The organism is Edaphobacter sp. HDX4 (genome assembly GCF_036877565.1).
In the GTDB taxonomy this organism is placed as follows: domain Bacteria; phylum Acidobacteriota; class Terriglobia; order Terriglobales; family Acidobacteriaceae; genus Edaphobacter.
The window spans coordinates 160,190-176,913 of the sequence record NZ_JAEDXW010000005.1 but is presented as its reverse complement, the minus strand read 5'-3'; the positions used below and the strand labels follow the sequence as shown (position 1 = coordinate 176,913).

The window sequence follows — 16,724 nt, the reverse complement described above, 5'->3', positions numbered from 1 at the left end:
GAATTAGATACGCATCTAGTTGAACTTGATATATGAGCTTTTATCTCGCTCAAACTAAACATCTTGCAGGAATGGATTCGTTGCTCGCTCTTCACCGATTGTGGTGTCGGGTCCATGCCCTGGGATGACCTTAGTAGCGTCTGGAAGGGTGAGAATCTGATCCCGGATGGAGTGGATGAGCTGCCGGCTATCGCCTCCGGGCAGATCGGTACGGCCCACGGATCCTGCAAACAGGGTGTCGCCGGCGAGGAGCAGCGACTGTTCTGGAATATAGAGGCAGATGCTGCCCTGGGTATGGCCCGGGGTAAAGAGAACCCTGCCTTTGATGTCGCCTGCTGAGATAGTCTGGGCGTCCGAGAGGGGCGCATCGGGAGGTGCGACCTCAGGAGTGGGCATACGGAGCCAAGATGCCTGAAGGTCCATCATCTTCACCAAGGGAAGATCGTTCTCGTTGTAGAAGATGGGAGCGCCGGTGAGTTGTTTCAGCTTGTGTGCTCCGGCGATGTGATCGATGTGGGCGTGGGTGATGATGATGGATGTCACCTTGAGGCCATGACGATCGAGAATCTGCTGGATCTGGGGGATATCGTCGCCGGGGTCGATCACGATCGCCTCGCGCGTATTTTCGTCACCGAGGATGGAGCAGTTGCACTGGAGAAGGCCGACTGGGATCGTCTCTTGGATCATAAGACAAGAGTACAGTCCGCAAAAGAAAGACGCAGGCGGATTGCCTGCGTCTCTGATTCCGATGAGTTCCGGTTACTTCTTGGCTGGCGTGCTCTGCTGCTGCTGGGTGGTCGGATGACCGGAGAGAACGGATTTGTCAGAAGAACGCGACAGAAGAATGGTGAGACCGATGGAGGTCAACATGAAGATAACCGCCGAGTAGGTGGTCAGGCGTGTCAACAGGTTGGCTGCGCCGCGGGGTCCAAAGGCAGTCTGTGAACCCTGTCCACCGAAGGCTGCGGCGAGATCAGCCGACTTGCCTTGCTGGACCAGAATGACTCCAACGATAAAGATGGAAACCAACACGTGCAGAATGACAAGAACGATGATCATCGGAGAAAGGACTGCCTTCTGAAGAATGTTTGGATTGGTGCGGAGGAGGGGACTTGAACCCCTATGCCTTGCGGCGCAAGCACCTCAAGCTTGTGCGTCTGCCAATTTCGCCACCTCCGCGTTGGCTCTGCACTGCAGGTCCAGATAGAGCGGTGAGCAATCCGAAAGTTAGTATAGCATTCCTTTCCGGCCGTGGGTGTATGTCGCTGATGCCAGATGGGAATCCGGGTGGATAACGATAGAATTTTGATTCCTTCATTTAACGAAGTTCTTCGGGAGGTCGTAGATGCGGACTGCAGTAATGGCAGTGCTTATGGTGGGAGCGGTGATTGGGGGAGGCCCAGGGATGATGAGGAGTGATGCCGTTCTGGCATCACCGACGAAGGCTCCATCGGGCGAGCATAAGTGGGCGGTCGTCCTGCATGGCGGAGCAGGCGTTATTGAACGCAAATCGATGAGCGCAGAGACGGACGCTGCGTACCGGGCGGCGCTGAAGGCGTCGCTGCAGGCGGCGGCGGATGTTCTTGAGCGGGGTGGGACGTCGATGGATGCGGTGGAGGCTGCTATCAAGCTGATGGAAGACAATCCCATGTTCAACGCAGGCAAAGGAGCCGTTTTCACTGCCGATGGGAAGAACGAGCTGGATGCAGCGGTGATGGACGGTGCGACCATGAACGCCGGTGCGGTAGCAGGAGTGACGAGGACGCGGCACCCGATCTCTCTGGCCCGGGCGGTTATGGAGAAGTCTCCCCATGTGATGCTGATGGGTGAGGGAGCAGATAAGTTTTCGGCCAGTGTGGAGTTGGAGCAGGAGGAGCCCAGCTACTTCTTTACGGAGAGGAGGTGGCAGGGATTGGTCCGGCAATTGAAGAAGGAGAATCTTCCGATCCCGCCACGGCCCCAGGGCGTTCCACCTGCACCGGCAGGAGGGATGGCTGAGATTGAGCCTCCGGACGCGCACAAGTATGGGACGGTGGGGGTGGTAGCGCTGGACCGAAATGGCGATGTCGCCGCGGGGACATCGACTGGAGGAACGCAGGCCAAGCGCTGGGGGAGGGTAGGGGATTCACCGATCATCGGTGCGGGAACCTATGCGTCGAACCAGTCCTGCGCCGTGTCGGCGACCGGAACGGGCGAGTACTTTATTCGGCTGACGGTGGCCCGCACCATCTGTTCCCTGGTGCAGTACAAGGGGATGAAGCTGCAGGATGCGGCAGACCAGGTGGTCCATAAAGATCTGGTCGCGATCCATGGGGATGGTGGGGTGATTGCGATTACGCCGGACGGACAGTTGGCCTGGAGCTTCAACACGCCGGGGATGTATCGTGCGCGGATGAGCGAAGGCGGGAAGATAGAGGTAGGGATCTACTCTGATGAGAGATGATCTTCCTGCTGGAGGATCTTCGTGGATGTTCTGAAGGTGGAGGGCTGTGCTGGATGAAGGCGCGCCTTACCCGTGGTGGGCTGCCTTGGGCCGGCAGGTGCAATCAAGACAGCCGCTTTCAGCGCAGGAGCCGCAGTGGTCCTGCATCTTTTTGCGTAGCGAGCGACGCGCACGATGGGCGCGGACTGCGGCATTCTGGGGCGTGATTCCCGCGCTCCTGGAGTAAGTCTCCAGTGGAATCTCGTCCAGGTCGACCTGACGAAGAATGGCCTCATACCCGGGTTGCAGTTCGTGAAGCGCAGTTGCCATACAGGGACAGGTGTTTGACGGGGTCATATCGAGTGTCGGAGCCTGGGCTTCCAAGCCGGGCGCGAGGGGCTCTAACGTGCGGGTTTCCACCGCCGAGTGGCGATAGTGATCGACGATGGCATGCGGAGAATGCGGAAGAACCATGCATTGGCTGAACCGCTTGTCTTGAGAGACTGCTGCTGCGAGATCGCCCGGGAGTACGCGATCTGCAGAATGTCTTCGGAGGTGGACGCGTCCTTCACTCTTCGTCGCACGAAGGCGAGAAAGAGGCTCCGTTGATCGATGAGATTAGCGATCCATGAGTTCATAGGCATCCATACGATTGGATGCATTCACCGATATTCCGGAAGCAACAGCTTAGAAGTGCTGAAGCAGCTCCTGGAAGGACTTGAGCTCGAGAAGGTGCTGCCCTTCGGGGGCTTGTTCGACCGTCTCGTGCTCGAGAACCCAGGTGAAGTCGTGAGGGATGAAGACTGCGTGCAGACCTGCTCTGAGCGCAGGATTGATGTCCGAGCGCGGGCTGTTGCCGATCATCCATGTACGTGCTGCGTCGCAGCGATGAAGAGCCGAGAGAGCGAGATAGGCTTCGTCGTGCTTCTCGGGGAGAACCTCGACGGCCGTGAAGTGGGGCGCAAGTCCCGAACGCTCGAGCTTCCCGGTCTGTTCGACGGGATCGCCCTTGGTCACGAGAATAAGGCGATGACGATTCGATAAGTGTGCAAGCGTCTCCGCAACCTGGGGAAGCAATTCGATCTCATGGTGCGCGATGCTGTCGGCGAACCCAAGAATGCGCTGGTGCTGCTGATCCGTTACAGAACCTGACAGATCCTCAAAGCAGTTGACGAGGGACCGACGGAAGCTGCGAAGACCGTAGCCATGAGCGGCGATCGTGGCGTGCTCGCAGCGATTGAGATGCTCACGCACTTCCTCGGCGGTGTGGACCTTGTGATCGAGATACGAGATGAACGAGGCGATGGCTCGCTCGAAGTAGATGTTGTTTTCCCACAGCGTATCGTCGGCGTCGAAGAGGAGAGTATCTCCTGATGGGCGGCTCAATAGATTGTCCCCGCTGCTCACATCACGATTATAAGGGGAGCCACGAAGCGGATACAGGTCATAGGGGCGACCCTGCCCGATCTCGCGCAGGTTATCAACAGAGGTGCCGGGAGAGGTTCTTCCCGAGTTCCGTGTGATGGAGTTAAACTGCACAGAATGGCAGCGTCGATGTACATCGTGGTGGAAGGAGAGGATCCAGGTTTCGATATCTTCGTAAATGGACGTGCGCTCGCACGCAACGAAGATGCTATCGAGAAACTGGCTCTCCGCGTTGGCGTGCGTCCGCTGATTGAGTTCTTCTCAGCGGATGAGAATTCGATGTCTTTGCTGATTGAGGAAGGTGCAGGCAACCGGGAACTGATGCATCGATTACCTCCTCCGCAGTGGTATTCCGCGCAGGACGGACTGACCACGGTCGAGGCACTCATCGCCGCACTGGAGATTGAACCGCAGCAGCTGGGCTCGGAGGGAGAACAGGTCCTGTCGGAGCTGCTGGAGTACAGGCGTGTTCTCGAGAAGACCCGGGAACGCGAGATGCGGTGGCACCTCGCGGTGAGCTGGCGCTAGCGCGCGACGGGGTGTGCTGACTGCGGCGTGTAGTTGGATACGTGGCGCGGCGTGGTGTCGATAACCGCCATGATCGCTTCCTTGGTACCGATCCCTCCGCGAGCTCCCGAGGCTGTGCAATTGAGCGCGGCGGCGGCGCAGGCGAAATCCAGCTGGCGATCGAGCGCCCATCCCTGCAGAAGGCCAAAGATAAACCCGGCGTGGAAGATGTCTCCGGCTCCCGTCGTGTCGACGACAGAAACACAGTAGGCGGCCGCATGATGGAACTCTTTGCCGTCGAAGGCCAGCACACCATCGGGACCGAGGGTGGCCGCGGCCAGCCTGCAGCCATAACGCGCGTGCATTGCCTGTAGGGCGCCCTCCAGCGTCGGCTTGCCGGTCAGCCTCGAAGGAAAGTCCCGGCTGACGATGAGGTAGTCGATGTTCTCAATGAGTTGCTCAACCCCGGGGTAGATCTCATCGAGGTCTGCGATCACAGGTACGCCAGCGGAGCGCGCCCATTGCGCCGCGAGGGTCGCAGCCGCAGTGTCATAACCATCGACATGCAGGGCGCCTGCGCTGACGATCCATTCCTTCTCCAGGTCTTCCGGGTGCAACGAGAGAGCCTCATCGCGGCGGGTGAGAACGGTGCGTTCGCCATCGCGGTCGACGAGGATCAGAGACTCCTGGCTGGGACAATCGTTCGCTGTAAAGAGGTGGGTCTCGACGCCCGCCCGGGCGAACTCGTCGCGATGGAGCTGTGCGGCGCTGTCATCTCCAAGCTTGCCGACATATCGCGTCTGCAGCCCCCACTGCTGGCATGCGATCACAGTTGTGGCCACCTGACCACCGGGGAGGATCGTCTTTTCGCGGAACTCGATCTTGGAACCTGGAGAGGGATAGCTGGAGAGAGGAATTACCGTATCCGTAGCATTCAACCCGACGCCGACCAGGTCAACCTTCGACGTTTTTGTCATCTTTTTACTCTAAATGAAAGGGACCTGGCCGTGCGGAGGCAGGCATTCCTCTCCTGGATCGTCATGGACGAGAGGGCTCGGGCGCGAGGTCGCCTTCGCCGAGTTTGCGATGGAACATGTCCAGTGCGATTCCGTAGAGAAGGCGGGCGAGTTCGGGATCGTACCGCGGTCCCTCGTCCCGCATAAATGCATGGGCACCATTGACCTCGTGCCAACTGAACCTGGTCTCCAGCTCGTTGAGGCGGGCGAGCACTTTCAGCCTGCCGTCGAGTGGTACATGGGGATCCTGCCGTCCCCAGATCATCAGCAGCTCGCCCTTGATGTCGGCGGCGCGTTCCAGCGAGTCGTCGTGCATGCCCTTTCCGAGGCTGTGTTTATGAATGTCGGTGGCATAGAAGCATGCTGCGGCAAGGATCTCTGGATTCATGGCGGCCCGGAATGCGAGATGTCCTCCGATGCAGACACCCATGGCTCCCACACCCCCCGTGCAGTCAGGCCGATCCTGCAGATGCTGGATCACCGCCCGCGCGTCGGCATCATAGCTTTCTATGGTCTTGGTGGTCTTGAGAGCGTTACCGCGTTCCGTACCGGCCTGGTCGTAGGCGAGCACGGTTCCAGCGGGTTCGAACTCGTGATAGATCTCCGGCGAGGCTACGATGTAGCCATGCCCGGCGAGCTGGGCGGCCATGCGGCGGATCGGGCCCGTGATCTGGAAGATCTCCGAGTAAAAGATGATCCCGGGATAGCGCCCGGGAGCCACAGGACGGGCGATATACGTTCGCATGGGGCCAGCGGGTGTGTCGAGAGTTACATATTCATCGGAGATGATAATCACAGGCGAGACTCCTCATTGCTTTATGGAGATTGAATCGTGGTGGTTCGCGATCGTGTCCACACGCTCAGGCGTGTGCCGGCAAAAACCTGGAGTATGGATAGCCCCGGACCCGGAGCTGAAGGCAGCGCCAGGACTCGACCGAGTAGAGGATGATCTTGTGATAGATCGTGTATTCAGGCGGCCAGCGGGAGCCGTGAGTGCTCCAGTCGATGTTGAGGCGGGGTTGACGCTTATTGAAGGCGATCAGGATGAGAGAAGCGCGACCGAGGTGATAAGGAGAGCTGATGACCTCGGCTGAACTCCAACCCTGCTGATGCATAATCTCCGCTGAATAGTAGATGTTCTGGATCGTATCGTGGGCCTGAGGCTCTTCGAGGATGGCGGAGGCCGGTACTCCCTGACTGGCGGCAAACTGTGCCATCGTGTGGGCTTCGACGAAGTGATTGTGCGCTGGGCCGCCGGTCATAATGATGTGCGGGGCAATGCCGGCCTTGTACTCCCTCACGCCCTCCAGAACACGCTCCCTCTGTTCCGGGGAGGGGGAGCCGTCGATACGCGAAGGGGTTCCAAGAACGACGATGGTATCGAAGTGGGTTGCAGCGGTGTTATGACGGGGAATGATCAGGAAGTTCCCGTACATAACCAGCAGGAAGACCCATACCGCGAGGAAGAGAACGAACAGTGTCTGGCGAAATAGCTTCACGCCATTAACGTAGCAGACCTCTTATCTGCCACCACCTGCAGCATGCTGTGAACCTCAGCGAGAAGGCGGGGCAGCGAGAAAGGTTTTGGCAGAAACTTCCATCCATGGGTTTCAATCTGGTCGCACTGTCCGTTTGAGACGATGGCTCCCGAGATGATGAGGATGCGAACCGAAGAACGGATCGATCTCAGCTCGCGCGCCAGATCGAAGCCCGAGCGCTGCGGCATGGAATAATCCGTGATCACAAGATCGATGTCCGGAGTACGGCTGAAGATCTTCGCCGCACGGTCAGGATCGCCTGAAACGTAGACCAAATACCCTTCATGTTCGAGAAAGGTGCGTATGAGAGAGCGAATATCGGGATCATCGTCAACAACGAGAATTCTGGGAGACTTCACAGCGGGAGTAGGTTGCGAATCGAGATGCATTTGTTCCAATTCAGTTACGACTTAAAGTTACTGTTCTGTTTGGTTTGGATGCACCGACAGGTTCTTTCTTTGCCTGTGCGCTGACGCTCTCTGCTCTACAGTAGAGACGCCTTCGAGTGAAGAGATGTGAGCAAAATTAATTGGGTGCAAATCAATGAAGAGTCTCATTAGCTGAACAAGAATTCCTTGGTGCGAAGTTCTTTGACCGTGTCTCGCAGTCTGGCCGCTTTCTCGAACTCGAACTTCTTCGCCGCCTCGCGCATCTCGTTTTCGAGTTTCGCGATATAGGTGTCGAGTTCCTGCTGGCTGGCAAACTCCGGCATACCGCTGGTCTCTTCCGTCAGGTCTGCGTAATCGGCATTGAGAATGCCTGCAAGCGTCATCTCGGTGGGGCGGATGATGGATTGCGGCGTAATGCCGTTTTCTTCGTTGTAGGCCTGCTGGATCTCGCGGCGTCGGTTTGTCTCGTCGATGGCACGCTGCATCGAATCCGTCATCTTGTCCGCGTAGAGAATCGCCCGCCCTTCCAGGTGTCGCGCGGCGCGTCCGATCGTCTGGATAAGAGATCCCTGTGATCTCAGGAAGCCTTCCTTATCCGCATCGAGAATGGCGACGAGAGAGACCTCTGGAAGATCGAGTCCTTCCCGCAGAAGATTGATGCCGATCAGGACGTCGTATTCGCCTTTACGCAGGTCTCGCAGCAGTTTGATGCGTTCCAAGGTCTCGATCTCCGAGTGCATATAGCGGCAGCGTACGCCGACCTCGGTGTAGTAGCCCGCCAGGTCTTCGGCCATGCGCTTGGTCAAAGTGGTAACAAGGACGCGCTGGTTCTTCTCCGTCCGTTCGCGAATCTCAGCGAGCAGATCATCGATCTGGCCCTTCACGGGACGAATCTCCACAACGGGATCGATAAGACCGGTTGGTCGGATGATCTGCTCAACGACGACGCCCGCGGACTTGGTCAGCTCATACGGCCCGGGAGTGGCAGAAACATAAACAATCTGGCCAGTTCGCGACTCGAACTCCTCGAAGCGAAGCGGGCGATTGTCGAGCGCGGAGGGCAGACGGAATCCATAGTCGATCAGGTTCTGCTTGCGGGAGCGATCGCCGTGCCACATTCCATGTAACTGGGGGATGGTTACGTGGGATTCGTCGATAAAGATCATGAAGTCACGAGGAAAGTAGTCCAGCAGCGTCGGCGGCGGTTCCCCGGGAAGCCTGCCCGAGAAATGACGGGAGTAGTTCTCGATGCCGTGGCAGTAGCCTACGGATTTGATCATCTCCAGATCGAACCGCGTTCGCTGATGGATGCGTTGCGCTTCGACCAGACGACCTTCCTTCTCCATCTGGGCCTCCCACTCGAAGAGTTCGGCGAGGATGGAGTCGATGGCTGTCGCTTTTCGCTCCGGCTGGACGACGTAGTGACTCTTCGGATAGATGGGAAGGCGGGAGTACTTCTGCTTGACGGAGCCAAACAGGGGATCGATCTGCGAGAGGGAGTCGATCTCATCTCCGAAGAGTTCGATGCGATATGCGTTCTCGTCGTAGGTGGGATACACCTCGATGACATCTCCTCGTACACGAAAGGTTCCTCGGCGGAAGTCCACATCGTTGCGTTCGTAGAGGATTTCCACAAGCCTGCGGGTGATGTCCTCGCGACGCACGCGCTGACCTTTTTCGAGCAGGAGCAGCATGCCGTAGTAGGCTTCGGGCGATCCGAGACCGTAGATGCAGGAGACGGAGGATACGATGATTGCGTCTCGGCGCTCAAAAAGGGAACGCGTGGCTGAGAGACGCAGCTTGTCGAGCTCTTCGTTAATCGTGGCTTCTTTCTCGATGTAGAGATCGCCGGATGGGATATAGGCTTCGGGCTGGTAGTAGTCGTAGTAGGAGACGAAGTACTCGACGGCATTGTTGGGGAAGAACTGCTTGAACTCGTGATAGAGCTGCGCCGCCAGGGTCTTGTTGTGGGCGAGGATGAGGGCTGGCCGATTGAGCTCGGAGATGACCTTCGCCATGGTGAAGGTCTTGCCGGAGCCGGTTACGCCAAGAAGGACCTGATCCTTTTCTCCAGCGTTGAGTCCTGAGACGAGTTCGCCGATCGCGCGAGGCTGGTCTCCCTGGGGCTTGTAGGTAGTACTTAGCTGAAAATCCATCACCACATAAGATAGTGGAAGTGAGACGGAGGATGCGGAATGAGTGAAGGTACTGAGCTGTGGTTGATACGGCATGGCGAAACAGAGTGGAGTTTGAGCGGCCAGCACACGAGCCGGACCGATATCGCCCTGACCGATCATGGCAGGCAGAGGGCGGAAGAGCTTCGCGATTACCTGAAAGGCACCACGTTCGATGCAGTCTTTGTAAGCCCCATGAAAAGAGCGCAGGAGACCTGTCAGATCGCAGGTTTTGGTACTCAGGCAGTAGTCGATAGCAATCTCAAAGAGTGGGATTACGGTGTCTATGAGGGAAAGACCACATCCGAGATCCGCGCCGAGATCCCGGGCTGGAGCGTCTGGAAAGACCCGATCCTTGAGGGCGAGACCGCCGAGCAGGTGGGGATCCGAGCGGACGATGTCATCGCGCGCTCTCTCGCCGCTTCACCTGCGGGTGGCAAGGTGGCCCTATTCGCCCATGCACACATCCTCAGGATTCTTGGAGCACGCTGGGTAGGGCTGGCTGCGAGGCAGGGAAGCCTGTTCGGTCTGGGCACGGGCAGCGTCAGTGTTTTAGGGTGGGAGCGTGAGACGAGGGTAATCTCGTCATGGAATCGCGGCTTCGAGTAGGGACGGCGTACCAGGGCATGGGAGCCGGAGTTCATCCCGCGCCCGGATGCGCGGCATGGCGGTGTGCGGCGATGTGCTCCGGCTGAATGCCCATTCCGATCAGGCGCGCCATAACGTGCCGGAAGCCGGGGATGTGGGTCACGAAGCGAAGTATCAGCGGAGCATGCACCGGTCCGGAACTGTGCAGGACCCGATTCAGAATTCGGTGAGCGAAGACTTGAAACGCCTGAGTTCGCCGGACAGCCTTCTCCCGATACTGCTGTACCTGACGAAGGTGGTGCGGTGTCAGGGAATTGAAATACAGCGCTTCGGACAGGATATTGGCCGTCGCCACTGCATCCTGGAGAGCTATGTTGATTCCTATGCCTCCGACCGGGGACATGGCGTGCGCCGCATCGCCGATACAGAGGAGTCCTGGCGAAGACCAGTGCGTAAGCCGGTTGACTTGTACGGTGAGCAATTTCACCTTATCCCATGAGTCGATCTCGCCGACTCGGTCTGCAAGGAACGGCACGATACGAGCCATGCTCTCCTGAAAATCCTTGAGGCCAGCCTGCTGCAGCTGCGGGAAGGTCCCTTTTTCGATGATGTAAGCCACTTGGAAGTAGTCGATGCGATTGATAAGCACCATCAGGCGCGCATAGTTCACATAGCCGAGGCCGTTCTCCGGGTCGCTGTCGTGGCGAGGGAGACGGAGCCAGAGAACATCGATGGGCACACCCGATTCGATAAGGGGAAGGTGGCCTGCCTCGCGCGAAGTGGCATGACGACCGTCACAGCCGACCGTAAGTGTGGCTGGGATCTTAACCGTGCCATCCGGAGTACGCGCAATGACGCCTCTCGTCACCCCACCGTTCTGAAGAAGATCTGTCGCCTCCCAGCCCATACGGAGCGTAAACGTTGGAAGCTTTGCTGCTTCGGAGGCGATGAAATCCAGGAAATCCCACTGGGGCATCAGGGCGATGTATTTGGCGTGGGTCGGCAGATGGGAGAAGTCCGCTATCGTGACGGCGTAATCACCGATGCATGCTGAAGCCTGCGTGATTCTAGAGTGACGAATCTCAAGGAATTTATCGAGGAGCCCGAGTTCGTAGAGAAGCTCGAGGGTGGAAGGGTGGATCGTGTCGCCGCGAAAATCACGGAAGAAGTCTTTGTGTTTCTCGAGAACCGTAACGGAAACGCCCGCCCGTGCCAGCAGGAAGCCGAGCATGATGCCGGCGGGACCGCCGCCGATGATGCAACACGTCGTTTTGGGGACGGTGTCGTTTACCTCAGGCATCCTGCGAAGAAAGGTAGCAGGCGGTTCTACGGCGGTCAAACTCAGATAAATCAGCGCGTCATGGTAGATTCTAGCCATCCCAAAGAAATTTCCATCAGGAGAGACTCCATGCGATGGTTCCGTTCTATGAGCCTTGTGGCTGCAAGTGTCCTTTTAGGCAGCACCCTGCTTTCCGGTGAAGACGTTGCAGGACCGGATATGTCCGGACGAGAGTGGTGGGCGCACGTTCAGGCGCTGTCGAACGACTCCATGCGTGGCCGGCTGACAGGGAGCGACGATTATCTGAGAGCCGCTGCCTATGTTGTCGAGCAGTTCAAGTCGTGGGGGCTGCAGCCTGCCGGAGTTGACGGTGGCTTTTATCAGCCGGTGACGTTCGACGTGCAGCGGGTGCAGGCAGGGCAATCGTCTGTCAGCCTGGTCAGTGGCGGAGAGGTTGAGCCACTTTCGCTGGGAGAGGACGCGGTGCTCGGCGCACGGACTCCGCAGCTGGATCATGTGGATGCGCCGCTGGTGTTTCTGGGATATGGGTTGCATCTTCCCGAGGCCAAGTATGACGACTTCGATTCTTCTGCTGTGCCGTGGAAGAGTCTCAAGGGCAAGGTGATCGTTTACATCAATGGCGGCCCGTCTGATCTTCCAGGCCCGTTGAAGTCTTACGCCCGCACAGTTCCCTTCATGAAGGCTCTGCACGATGCGGGAGCGCTTGGCATTATCTCCATCCCGACGCCGAAGTCGATGGACTTCGGATGGCAGCGTGTCGCAAGCGGCGCATCGCAGCCCGGGATGCGGCTCGCAGCTGCGCCAGATGCAGCCGACGTTGCCGCGAAGCACCCCGCATTGGCTGACTATCACGATCCGATGTTCTCGGCGACGTTCAATCCTGCGCAGGCGGAGAAGCTCTTTGCCGGAACAGGGCACAGCTTTGCCGAGATTCTTGCGTTGGCAGATGCTCAGAAGCCTCTGCCGCGATTTGCGCTGGGTAAGAGTATCCGCGCCAAGGTCGTGACGGAACAGACGAAGGTGGAGTCACCGAACATCATCGCGAAGCTCGAAGGAGCTGATCCCACGCTCTCGAAGGAGTATGTCCTGGTCTCGGCACATCTGGACCACCTTGGCGTCGGGGCTCCGATCCATGGTAAGACGATCTACAACGGCACGATGGACGACGCTTCGGGAGTCGCGAGCGTGCTCGAGACCGCGAAGAGGTTCAGCCAAATGAAGGCGCGTCCGAAGCGTTCGATTCTGTTCGTCATCTTTACGGCGGAAGAAAAAGGCCTGCTGGGCTCACGTTACTTCGCCGGTCATCCAACCGTCCCTGAGAGTGCAATCAAGGCTGACCTGAATCTCGATATGTTTATGCCTCTGTTTGCACTGAAGAAGCTGCATGTGCAGGGGCTGGAACAGTCCACGCTCGCAGATGACGCGAGGAAGGTCGGAGAGGCACACCACATCATCATTGCTCCCGATCCGGAGCCCGATCGAAACTCGTTTATCCGGACGGACCAGTACAGCTTCGTGCAGGCGGGCGTTCCGGCACTTGCCTTCAAGTTCGGCTGGGATGCCGGCTCGCCGGAGTACAAGGCGTGGCGAGCATGGCTGGCAGAGCGCTATCACTCCACCGCGGACGATCTTTCGCAGCCCGTGGACCTTGCAGCGGCGGCACAGTTCAACAGCTTCTATGCCGATCTGGCGAGGACCGTGGCCGATGATCCCAAGACGCCGCATTATCTTGAATCGAGTTTCTTCTCTCGATTCGAGAAGACCCGGTAGAGGAATCCCGCATAAAAGAATTAGGCTGAAGCAATGGAACCTGTCACCCCGAAGCTGGTGGTCTTTGACCTCGATGGAACCCTGATCGACTCGCGCCAGGACCTTTGCAACTCGGTGAATGCAATGTTGACTCACCTGGGTAAACCGACGCTTCCCGAGGCTGTTATTGCAAGCTACATCGGCGATGGAGCCTCGATGCTGGTGCGGCGCTCGCTGGGAGATCCGGAAGGTGACGCGCACGACGAGGAGTTCGTCGCGGCTGCAGTCCACTATTTCCTCGAGTATTACAGGGTTCACAAGCTCGACTACACCTATGTCTACCCCGGTGTCATGGAGGCGCTGGCGGCGATCCGTGCGGCGCTTCCGGATACGCTGATGGCGGTTTTGACGAACAAGCCGGTGAATCCTTCGCGGGTGATCTGCGATCACTTCGGGATTTCGAACTATCTGTTCCAGAACTACGGGGGAAACAGCTTCCACACTAAGAAACCGGATCCGCACGGCCTGCTGACTCTGATGGGAGAGGCTTCTGCGCTGTCGGATACGAGGGTTACTCCGGCAGAGACGGTGATGGTCGGCGACACGGATATCGACGTTCTGACGGCGAGGGCCGCGGGAGCAATCTCAGTCGGGTGCAGTTTCGGCCTGGCGCCGGAGAGACTGGCTGCAGCCAGGCCGGACCTGACGGTGGACTCGCCCGCCGGCTGGCTGGATGTTCTGGGAATACCCACCCACCCCTACTAATTTGCGCAAAATCTTCGAAACAATAGAGATAGGTCCGGACCTCCATCCCAGTTCCATATTTTGGACAGATCTGAAAGACGAAGACGCCCCAGGGAGACTGGGGCGTCTTTTGACTTACTTCTATTTTAGCGGGTAAGAGGAAACTCATCGGCAACGCGGATCTCTCCTGTTTGAAGAGAGATAGCGCGCGACAGGGGTTGACCTGTTTCGGGGCTACCGAATAGTGATGTCTCCTGAACCGGTATTGGCGTGAACCAGAGGTCCTCCGCCATTGACGGATCCGCTGATGTGATGACGGTTGAGGCTGCCCTGCATGGTGATGGGCTGGGCGACGTTGACGGAACCGGAGCCGGTGTCAGCGACGAGGTTGAACTTCGCGCCACCTCCAAGAGCCATCTGAATGGAGCCGGACCCGGTCGAGAGCTTCCAGTCAGCGGTAGGGTGTCCCTGGACGTCGATATCACCAGAACCTGTAGAAGCTTTCAACGCTCCGTTGGTTCCGCTGATATGAACCGAGCCGGATCCGGTTTCGGCGCGCACGTCGCCGGGACCGGTCTGCTGGAGTTCCACATCCCCGGAGCCTGAGCCGAGGGTTGCCGCTCCCTGGATGCCAGTGGCACGGACCGACCCCGAACCGGAGTGTGCAGTGAGAGTGGCCCCTACATTTTCGATCGTCAGGTCACCCGATCCGGTACCAGCGGCTATGTTGGAGTTTTTGGGAAGGGTGACGTCGTAGTCGATGGAGATGTTGCGGTAGAGATCGCTGGAGTGACGCTCGCCGATGGTGATTTCGTTGCCGTTCTGAACGATTGGCGGATTTTTGGCGATCTGTTGGACGCGGGCTTCGGCGTCTCCTCCCATCCAGTTGTTGCTGCTATGGACGTGGCCGACGATGTGGACCTGGCTGTCGGTGCCTGGTTTGATGCGGATGTAACCGGAGCCCGTAGAGACCGAAACATTGGGGGAGTTGCTGACGTTGAGCGTCCTATCGAAGTTGGCTTCGGCCGCAAAGGCGGTCGTGGCGGCACTGAGAGTGATGGCTACGAGAAGATGACGAGCGTTCATGGATGCCTCCGGTCGATGATTCTGGTTACGCGCGACGAGCGGAGTTGGTTCCGTGAATTCGGCGAGAGATTGTTTTGTTTTGGCGGGCGAGTGCCTCAGTGTTGAATGCTGCTCTTGAGGAGTTTTCCATAGAAGGGAAGAGAGATGCCCTTGAGGAGACGGTTCGAGCTTCGCTCGAAGGAACCCACATCTCGAAGTTGAGATGTGGGGCACCCGGCGTTGTGGATGTATGTTTATGGTTTCCTTGAAGAAACCGCAGATCCTTCGACTACGCTCCCTGCGGTCACTTCGCTCAGGATGACACCCTTGGGAATGGAATGTGCGGAGATTTTGGGGTATGGGAGTTTGATGCTTGATCCGAAGAACCCACATCTCAAAATCGAGATGTGGGGCACCCCGGCACTCGGAACCCGACACCGGACACCCGACACCGCACACCCGGGAACACGGTGTTTGAGACGGTCACGTGTGCGGCTTTGAGGCTGAGAAATCTTGCCAAAAACATGTGAGTGCGGTGGAGATTTATTGTTGCAGGATTACGGTCTCGCCAGGGTTGAGACCGGCGAGGACCTCGGTACGGGTTCCGTTCGAGATGCCGGCCTTGATGTCGACTTTGCGACGGCCTTTCTTCTGGCTGGGATCGGGGACCTCGACGGAGGCGTTGCGGTCTTTGTCGTAGATGACGGCCTGCTCGGGAATGGTAAGAACACCTTTGTGTTCATCCAGGAGAATCTCGGCGTTCGCTGTCATGTTGGCTTTGAGCTCGCCGCCGGGATTGTCGATGGAGACCCGAACCTCAAAGGTCGTTACGTTGTCTTTTTCGACGCCGAGCGGAGCGATCTTGGTGACTTTACCCTGGAAGGTCTTGTCCTTGAACGATTCGACTTTGATGCGGGCGGGCTGACCCATATAGACCTTGCCGATGTCCGATTCATCGACCTTGCCCTGAACGTAGACCTGGGTGGTGTCGCCGATGGTCATGATGAGGGTCGCGGTTGATCCCATCACGAGAATAGAGCTGACGGCGTCGCCCAGCTCGACATCACGCGAGAGAATGACGCCATCCATTGGGGAGGTGACGGTGGTGTAGCTGAGCTGCTCCTCAAGCTGCTTGAGCGAGGCCTGAGACTGCTGAACCTGTGCCTGCGCCTGGTGGAGCTTGGAGGTGTCCACTGCGATCTGCGCGACTGCCTTGTCGCGAGTGTTGGTCGCGGCCAGGAACTTCTGCTCTGCATCGTCAAGGGCCTGCTGAGAGACAACGCCGTCCTTGGACATGGAGAGCGCGCGCTCGTAGGTGTGCTTGAACATCGGAAGGTCGGGAGCCTCGGCGTTGACCTGGTCGTACTGAATCGCTGCCTGGGCGGCGCGAGCGTTGGATTCAGCGGCGGCAAGCTGCGCCTTTTGCGCATTGACCTGGGCGAGAATCTCCACCTGGTCGAGCTGGGCGAGGACCTGCCCCTGCTTCACGTGCTGGTTGATATCGACGTAAAGTTTGGTGACGATGCCCGAAGCTTTGGACTTGAGCTCGACCTTGGTGATGGGCTGCACCTTGCCGGTGGCGACTACCGAACGCGCGATGTCTCCCTTTTCAGCCTTCGCGAGCTGCGAGGGCTCCAGCTTTACACTGTTGCCGCGGGCTGCAACGGCGACCCCGAGGATGACGGCGACGATGAGGGCGATGACGCCGCCCCAGACCCAGAGATTGCGCTTCTGTTTGCGTTGTGTGGCCAAGGTCTTGCTCCCGCTGGTTGCTGTTGCGTTCCGATAGCGATGACGCGTACTGGGA

18 protein-coding genes and 1 tRNA gene are annotated in these 16,724 nt (G+C 58.2%); 5 read left to right on the top strand and 14 right to left on the bottom strand.

From position 1 onward, the window contains the following. Window positions 1-54: 54 nt before the first annotated feature. The 3 genes from JAO29_RS07420 to JAO29_RS07410 all read right to left on the bottom strand — a co-directional run bounded on the left by JAO29_RS07420 (window position 55) and on the right by JAO29_RS07410 (window position 1,179). On the bottom strand, window positions 55-687 hold the full coding sequence (locus JAO29_RS07420; RefSeq protein WP_334267560.1) for an MBL fold metallo-hydrolase: 633 nt from the start codon (window positions 685-687) through the stop codon (window positions 55-57). A gap of 72 nt (window positions 688-759) precedes the next feature. Beyond that, window positions 760-1,059, bottom strand: a complete 300-nt coding sequence (gene secG, locus JAO29_RS07415; protein WP_334267559.1) for a preprotein translocase subunit SecG — start codon at window positions 1,057-1,059, stop codon at window positions 760-762. A 35-nt stretch (window positions 1,060-1,094) separates the two neighbouring features. Beyond that, window positions 1,095-1,179, bottom strand: a tRNA-Leu gene (locus JAO29_RS07410). A gap of 166 nt (window positions 1,180-1,345) precedes the next feature. Between JAO29_RS07410 and JAO29_RS07405 the strand changes: the two genes are divergently transcribed. Further along, complete coding sequence (locus tag JAO29_RS07405) at window positions 1,346-2,443, top strand: isoaspartyl peptidase/L-asparaginase family protein (protein WP_334267558.1); 1,098 nt, start codon at window positions 1,346-1,348, stop codon at window positions 2,441-2,443. A gap of 66 nt (window positions 2,444-2,509) precedes the next feature. Here JAO29_RS07405 and JAO29_RS07400 read toward each other — a convergent pair whose 3' ends face one another. The 3 genes from JAO29_RS07400 to JAO29_RS07390 all read right to left on the bottom strand — a co-directional run bounded on the left by JAO29_RS07400 (window position 2,510) and on the right by JAO29_RS07390 (window position 3,961). Continuing rightward, window positions 2,510-2,752 carry a hypothetical protein gene (locus JAO29_RS07400; RefSeq protein ID WP_334267557.1) on the bottom strand — a complete coding sequence of 81 codons (243 nt, stop codon included), beginning with the start codon at window positions 2,750-2,752 and terminating at the stop codon, window positions 2,510-2,512. Window positions 2,753-2,823: 71 nt separating this feature from the next. After that, entirely contained in the window at window positions 2,824-3,060 is a 237-nt protein-coding gene (locus tag JAO29_RS07395) for a sigma factor (RefSeq protein WP_334267556.1), read from the bottom strand. Between the two features lie 49 nt (window positions 3,061-3,109). Further along, window positions 3,110-3,961, bottom strand: a complete 852-nt coding sequence (locus tag JAO29_RS07390; protein ID WP_334267555.1) for an HAD family hydrolase — start codon at window positions 3,959-3,961, stop codon at window positions 3,110-3,112. A 3-nt stretch (window positions 3,962-3,964) separates the two neighbouring features. Between JAO29_RS07390 and JAO29_RS07385 the strand changes: the two genes are divergently transcribed. Then, the gene (locus JAO29_RS07385; RefSeq protein WP_334267554.1) at window positions 3,965-4,375 is read left to right on the top strand and encodes a hypothetical protein; all 411 of its coding nucleotides are present in this window, start codon (window positions 3,965-3,967) and stop codon (window positions 4,373-4,375) included. Here the strand turns inward: JAO29_RS07385 and JAO29_RS07380 are convergent. From JAO29_RS07380 to uvrB, 5 genes are all read right to left on the bottom strand, one after another. Beyond that, window positions 4,372-5,331 carry a carbohydrate kinase family protein gene (locus JAO29_RS07380; RefSeq protein WP_334267553.1) on the bottom strand — a complete coding sequence of 320 codons (960 nt, stop codon included), beginning with the start codon at window positions 5,329-5,331 and terminating at the stop codon, window positions 4,372-4,374. The genes JAO29_RS07385 and JAO29_RS07380 overlap by 4 nt on opposite strands. Window positions 5,332-5,392: 61 nt before the next feature. Continuing rightward, window positions 5,393-6,166: a dienelactone hydrolase family protein gene (locus JAO29_RS07375; RefSeq protein WP_334267552.1), complete on the bottom strand. Its 774-nt coding sequence runs from the start codon at window positions 6,164-6,166 to the stop codon at window positions 5,393-5,395. 64 nt (window positions 6,167-6,230) lie between these two features. Next, window positions 6,231-6,869 carry a YdcF family protein gene (locus JAO29_RS07370; RefSeq protein ID WP_334267551.1) on the bottom strand — a complete coding sequence of 213 codons (639 nt, stop codon included), beginning with the start codon at window positions 6,867-6,869 and terminating at the stop codon, window positions 6,231-6,233. Continuing rightward, window positions 6,866-7,297: a response regulator gene (locus JAO29_RS07365; RefSeq protein ID WP_334267550.1), complete on the bottom strand. Its 432-nt coding sequence runs from the start codon at window positions 7,295-7,297 to the stop codon at window positions 6,866-6,868. Before JAO29_RS07365 ends, JAO29_RS07370 begins: the two co-directional genes overlap by 4 nt. Window positions 7,298-7,464: 167 nt before the next feature. Next, window positions 7,465-9,453, bottom strand: a complete 1,989-nt coding sequence (gene uvrB / locus JAO29_RS07360) for an excinuclease ABC subunit UvrB (protein WP_334267549.1) — start codon at window positions 9,451-9,453, stop codon at window positions 7,465-7,467. 39 nt (window positions 9,454-9,492) lie between these two features. On the opposite strand from uvrB, the gene JAO29_RS07355 reads away from it, so the two are divergent. Next, the gene (locus tag JAO29_RS07355; RefSeq protein WP_334267548.1) at window positions 9,493-10,080 is read left to right on the top strand and encodes a histidine phosphatase family protein; all 588 of its coding nucleotides are present in this window, start codon (window positions 9,493-9,495) and stop codon (window positions 10,078-10,080) included. Window positions 10,081-10,111: 31 nt separating this feature from the next. Here JAO29_RS07355 and JAO29_RS07350 read toward each other — a convergent pair whose 3' ends face one another. Continuing rightward, window positions 10,112-11,437, bottom strand: a complete 1,326-nt coding sequence (locus tag JAO29_RS07350; protein WP_334267547.1) for an FAD-dependent oxidoreductase — start codon at window positions 11,435-11,437, stop codon at window positions 10,112-10,114. A gap of 30 nt (window positions 11,438-11,467) precedes the next feature. On the opposite strand from JAO29_RS07350, the gene JAO29_RS07345 reads away from it, so the two are divergent. Both JAO29_RS07345 and JAO29_RS07340 read left to right on the top strand, forming a co-directional pair. Then, window positions 11,468-13,129, top strand: a complete 1,662-nt coding sequence (locus tag JAO29_RS07345) for a M20/M25/M40 family metallo-hydrolase (RefSeq protein ID WP_334267546.1) — start codon at window positions 11,468-11,470, stop codon at window positions 13,127-13,129. Between the two features lie 33 nt (window positions 13,130-13,162). Further along, entirely contained in the window at window positions 13,163-13,873 is a 711-nt protein-coding gene (locus JAO29_RS07340; RefSeq protein WP_334267545.1) for an HAD family hydrolase, read from the top strand. Between the two features lie 213 nt (window positions 13,874-14,086). Here the strand turns inward: JAO29_RS07340 and JAO29_RS07335 are convergent, their stop codons facing one another. Then, on the bottom strand, window positions 14,087-14,938 hold the full coding sequence (locus tag JAO29_RS07335) for a DUF4097 family beta strand repeat-containing protein (protein ID WP_334267544.1): 852 nt from the start codon (window positions 14,936-14,938) through the stop codon (window positions 14,087-14,089). Between the two features lie 522 nt (window positions 14,939-15,460). Beyond that, window positions 15,461-16,669, bottom strand: a complete 1,209-nt coding sequence (locus JAO29_RS07330; RefSeq protein ID WP_334267543.1) for an efflux RND transporter periplasmic adaptor subunit — start codon at window positions 16,667-16,669, stop codon at window positions 15,461-15,463. Window positions 16,670-16,724 lie beyond the last annotated feature (55 nt).

Bases quoted from the DNA above. Each gene is read 5' to 3' on its own strand.
- JAO29_RS07420 (WP_334267560.1), bottom strand. From the start codon at position 687: ATGATCCAAGAGACGATCCCAGTCGGCCTTCTCCAGTGCAACTGCTCC.
- secG (WP_334267559.1), bottom strand. From the start codon at position 1,059: ATGATCATCGTTCTTGTCATTCTGCACGTGTTGGTTTCCATCTTTATC.
- JAO29_RS07405 (WP_334267558.1), top strand. From the start codon at position 1,346: ATGCGGACTGCAGTAATGGCAGTGCTTATGGTGGGAGCGGTGATTGGG.
- JAO29_RS07400 (WP_334267557.1), bottom strand. From the start codon at position 2,752: ATGGCAACTGCGCTTCACGAACTGCAACCCGGGTATGAGGCCATTCTT.
- JAO29_RS07395 (WP_334267556.1), bottom strand. From the start codon at position 3,060: ATGAACTCATGGATCGCTAATCTCATCGATCAACGGAGCCTCTTTCTC.
- JAO29_RS07385 (WP_334267554.1), top strand. From the start codon at position 3,965: ATGGCAGCGTCGATGTACATCGTGGTGGAAGGAGAGGATCCAGGTTTC.
- JAO29_RS07380 (WP_334267553.1), bottom strand. From the start codon at position 5,331: ATGACAAAAACGTCGAAGGTTGACCTGGTCGGCGTCGGGTTGAATGCT.
- JAO29_RS07365 (WP_334267550.1), bottom strand. From the start codon at position 7,297: ATGCATCTCGATTCGCAACCTACTCCCGCTGTGAAGTCTCCCAGAATT.
- uvrB (WP_334267549.1), bottom strand. From the start codon at position 9,453: ATGGATTTTCAGCTAAGTACTACCTACAAGCCCCAGGGAGACCAGCCT.
- JAO29_RS07355 (WP_334267548.1), top strand. From the start codon at position 9,493: ATGAGTGAAGGTACTGAGCTGTGGTTGATACGGCATGGCGAAACAGAG.
- JAO29_RS07350 (WP_334267547.1), bottom strand. From the start codon at position 11,437: ATGGCTAGAATCTACCATGACGCGCTGATTTATCTGAGTTTGACCGCC.
- JAO29_RS07345 (WP_334267546.1), top strand. From the start codon at position 11,468: ATGCGATGGTTCCGTTCTATGAGCCTTGTGGCTGCAAGTGTCCTTTTA.
- JAO29_RS07340 (WP_334267545.1), top strand. From the start codon at position 13,163: ATGGAACCTGTCACCCCGAAGCTGGTGGTCTTTGACCTCGATGGAACC.
- JAO29_RS07335 (WP_334267544.1), bottom strand. From the start codon at position 14,938: ATGAACGCTCGTCATCTTCTCGTAGCCATCACTCTCAGTGCCGCCACG.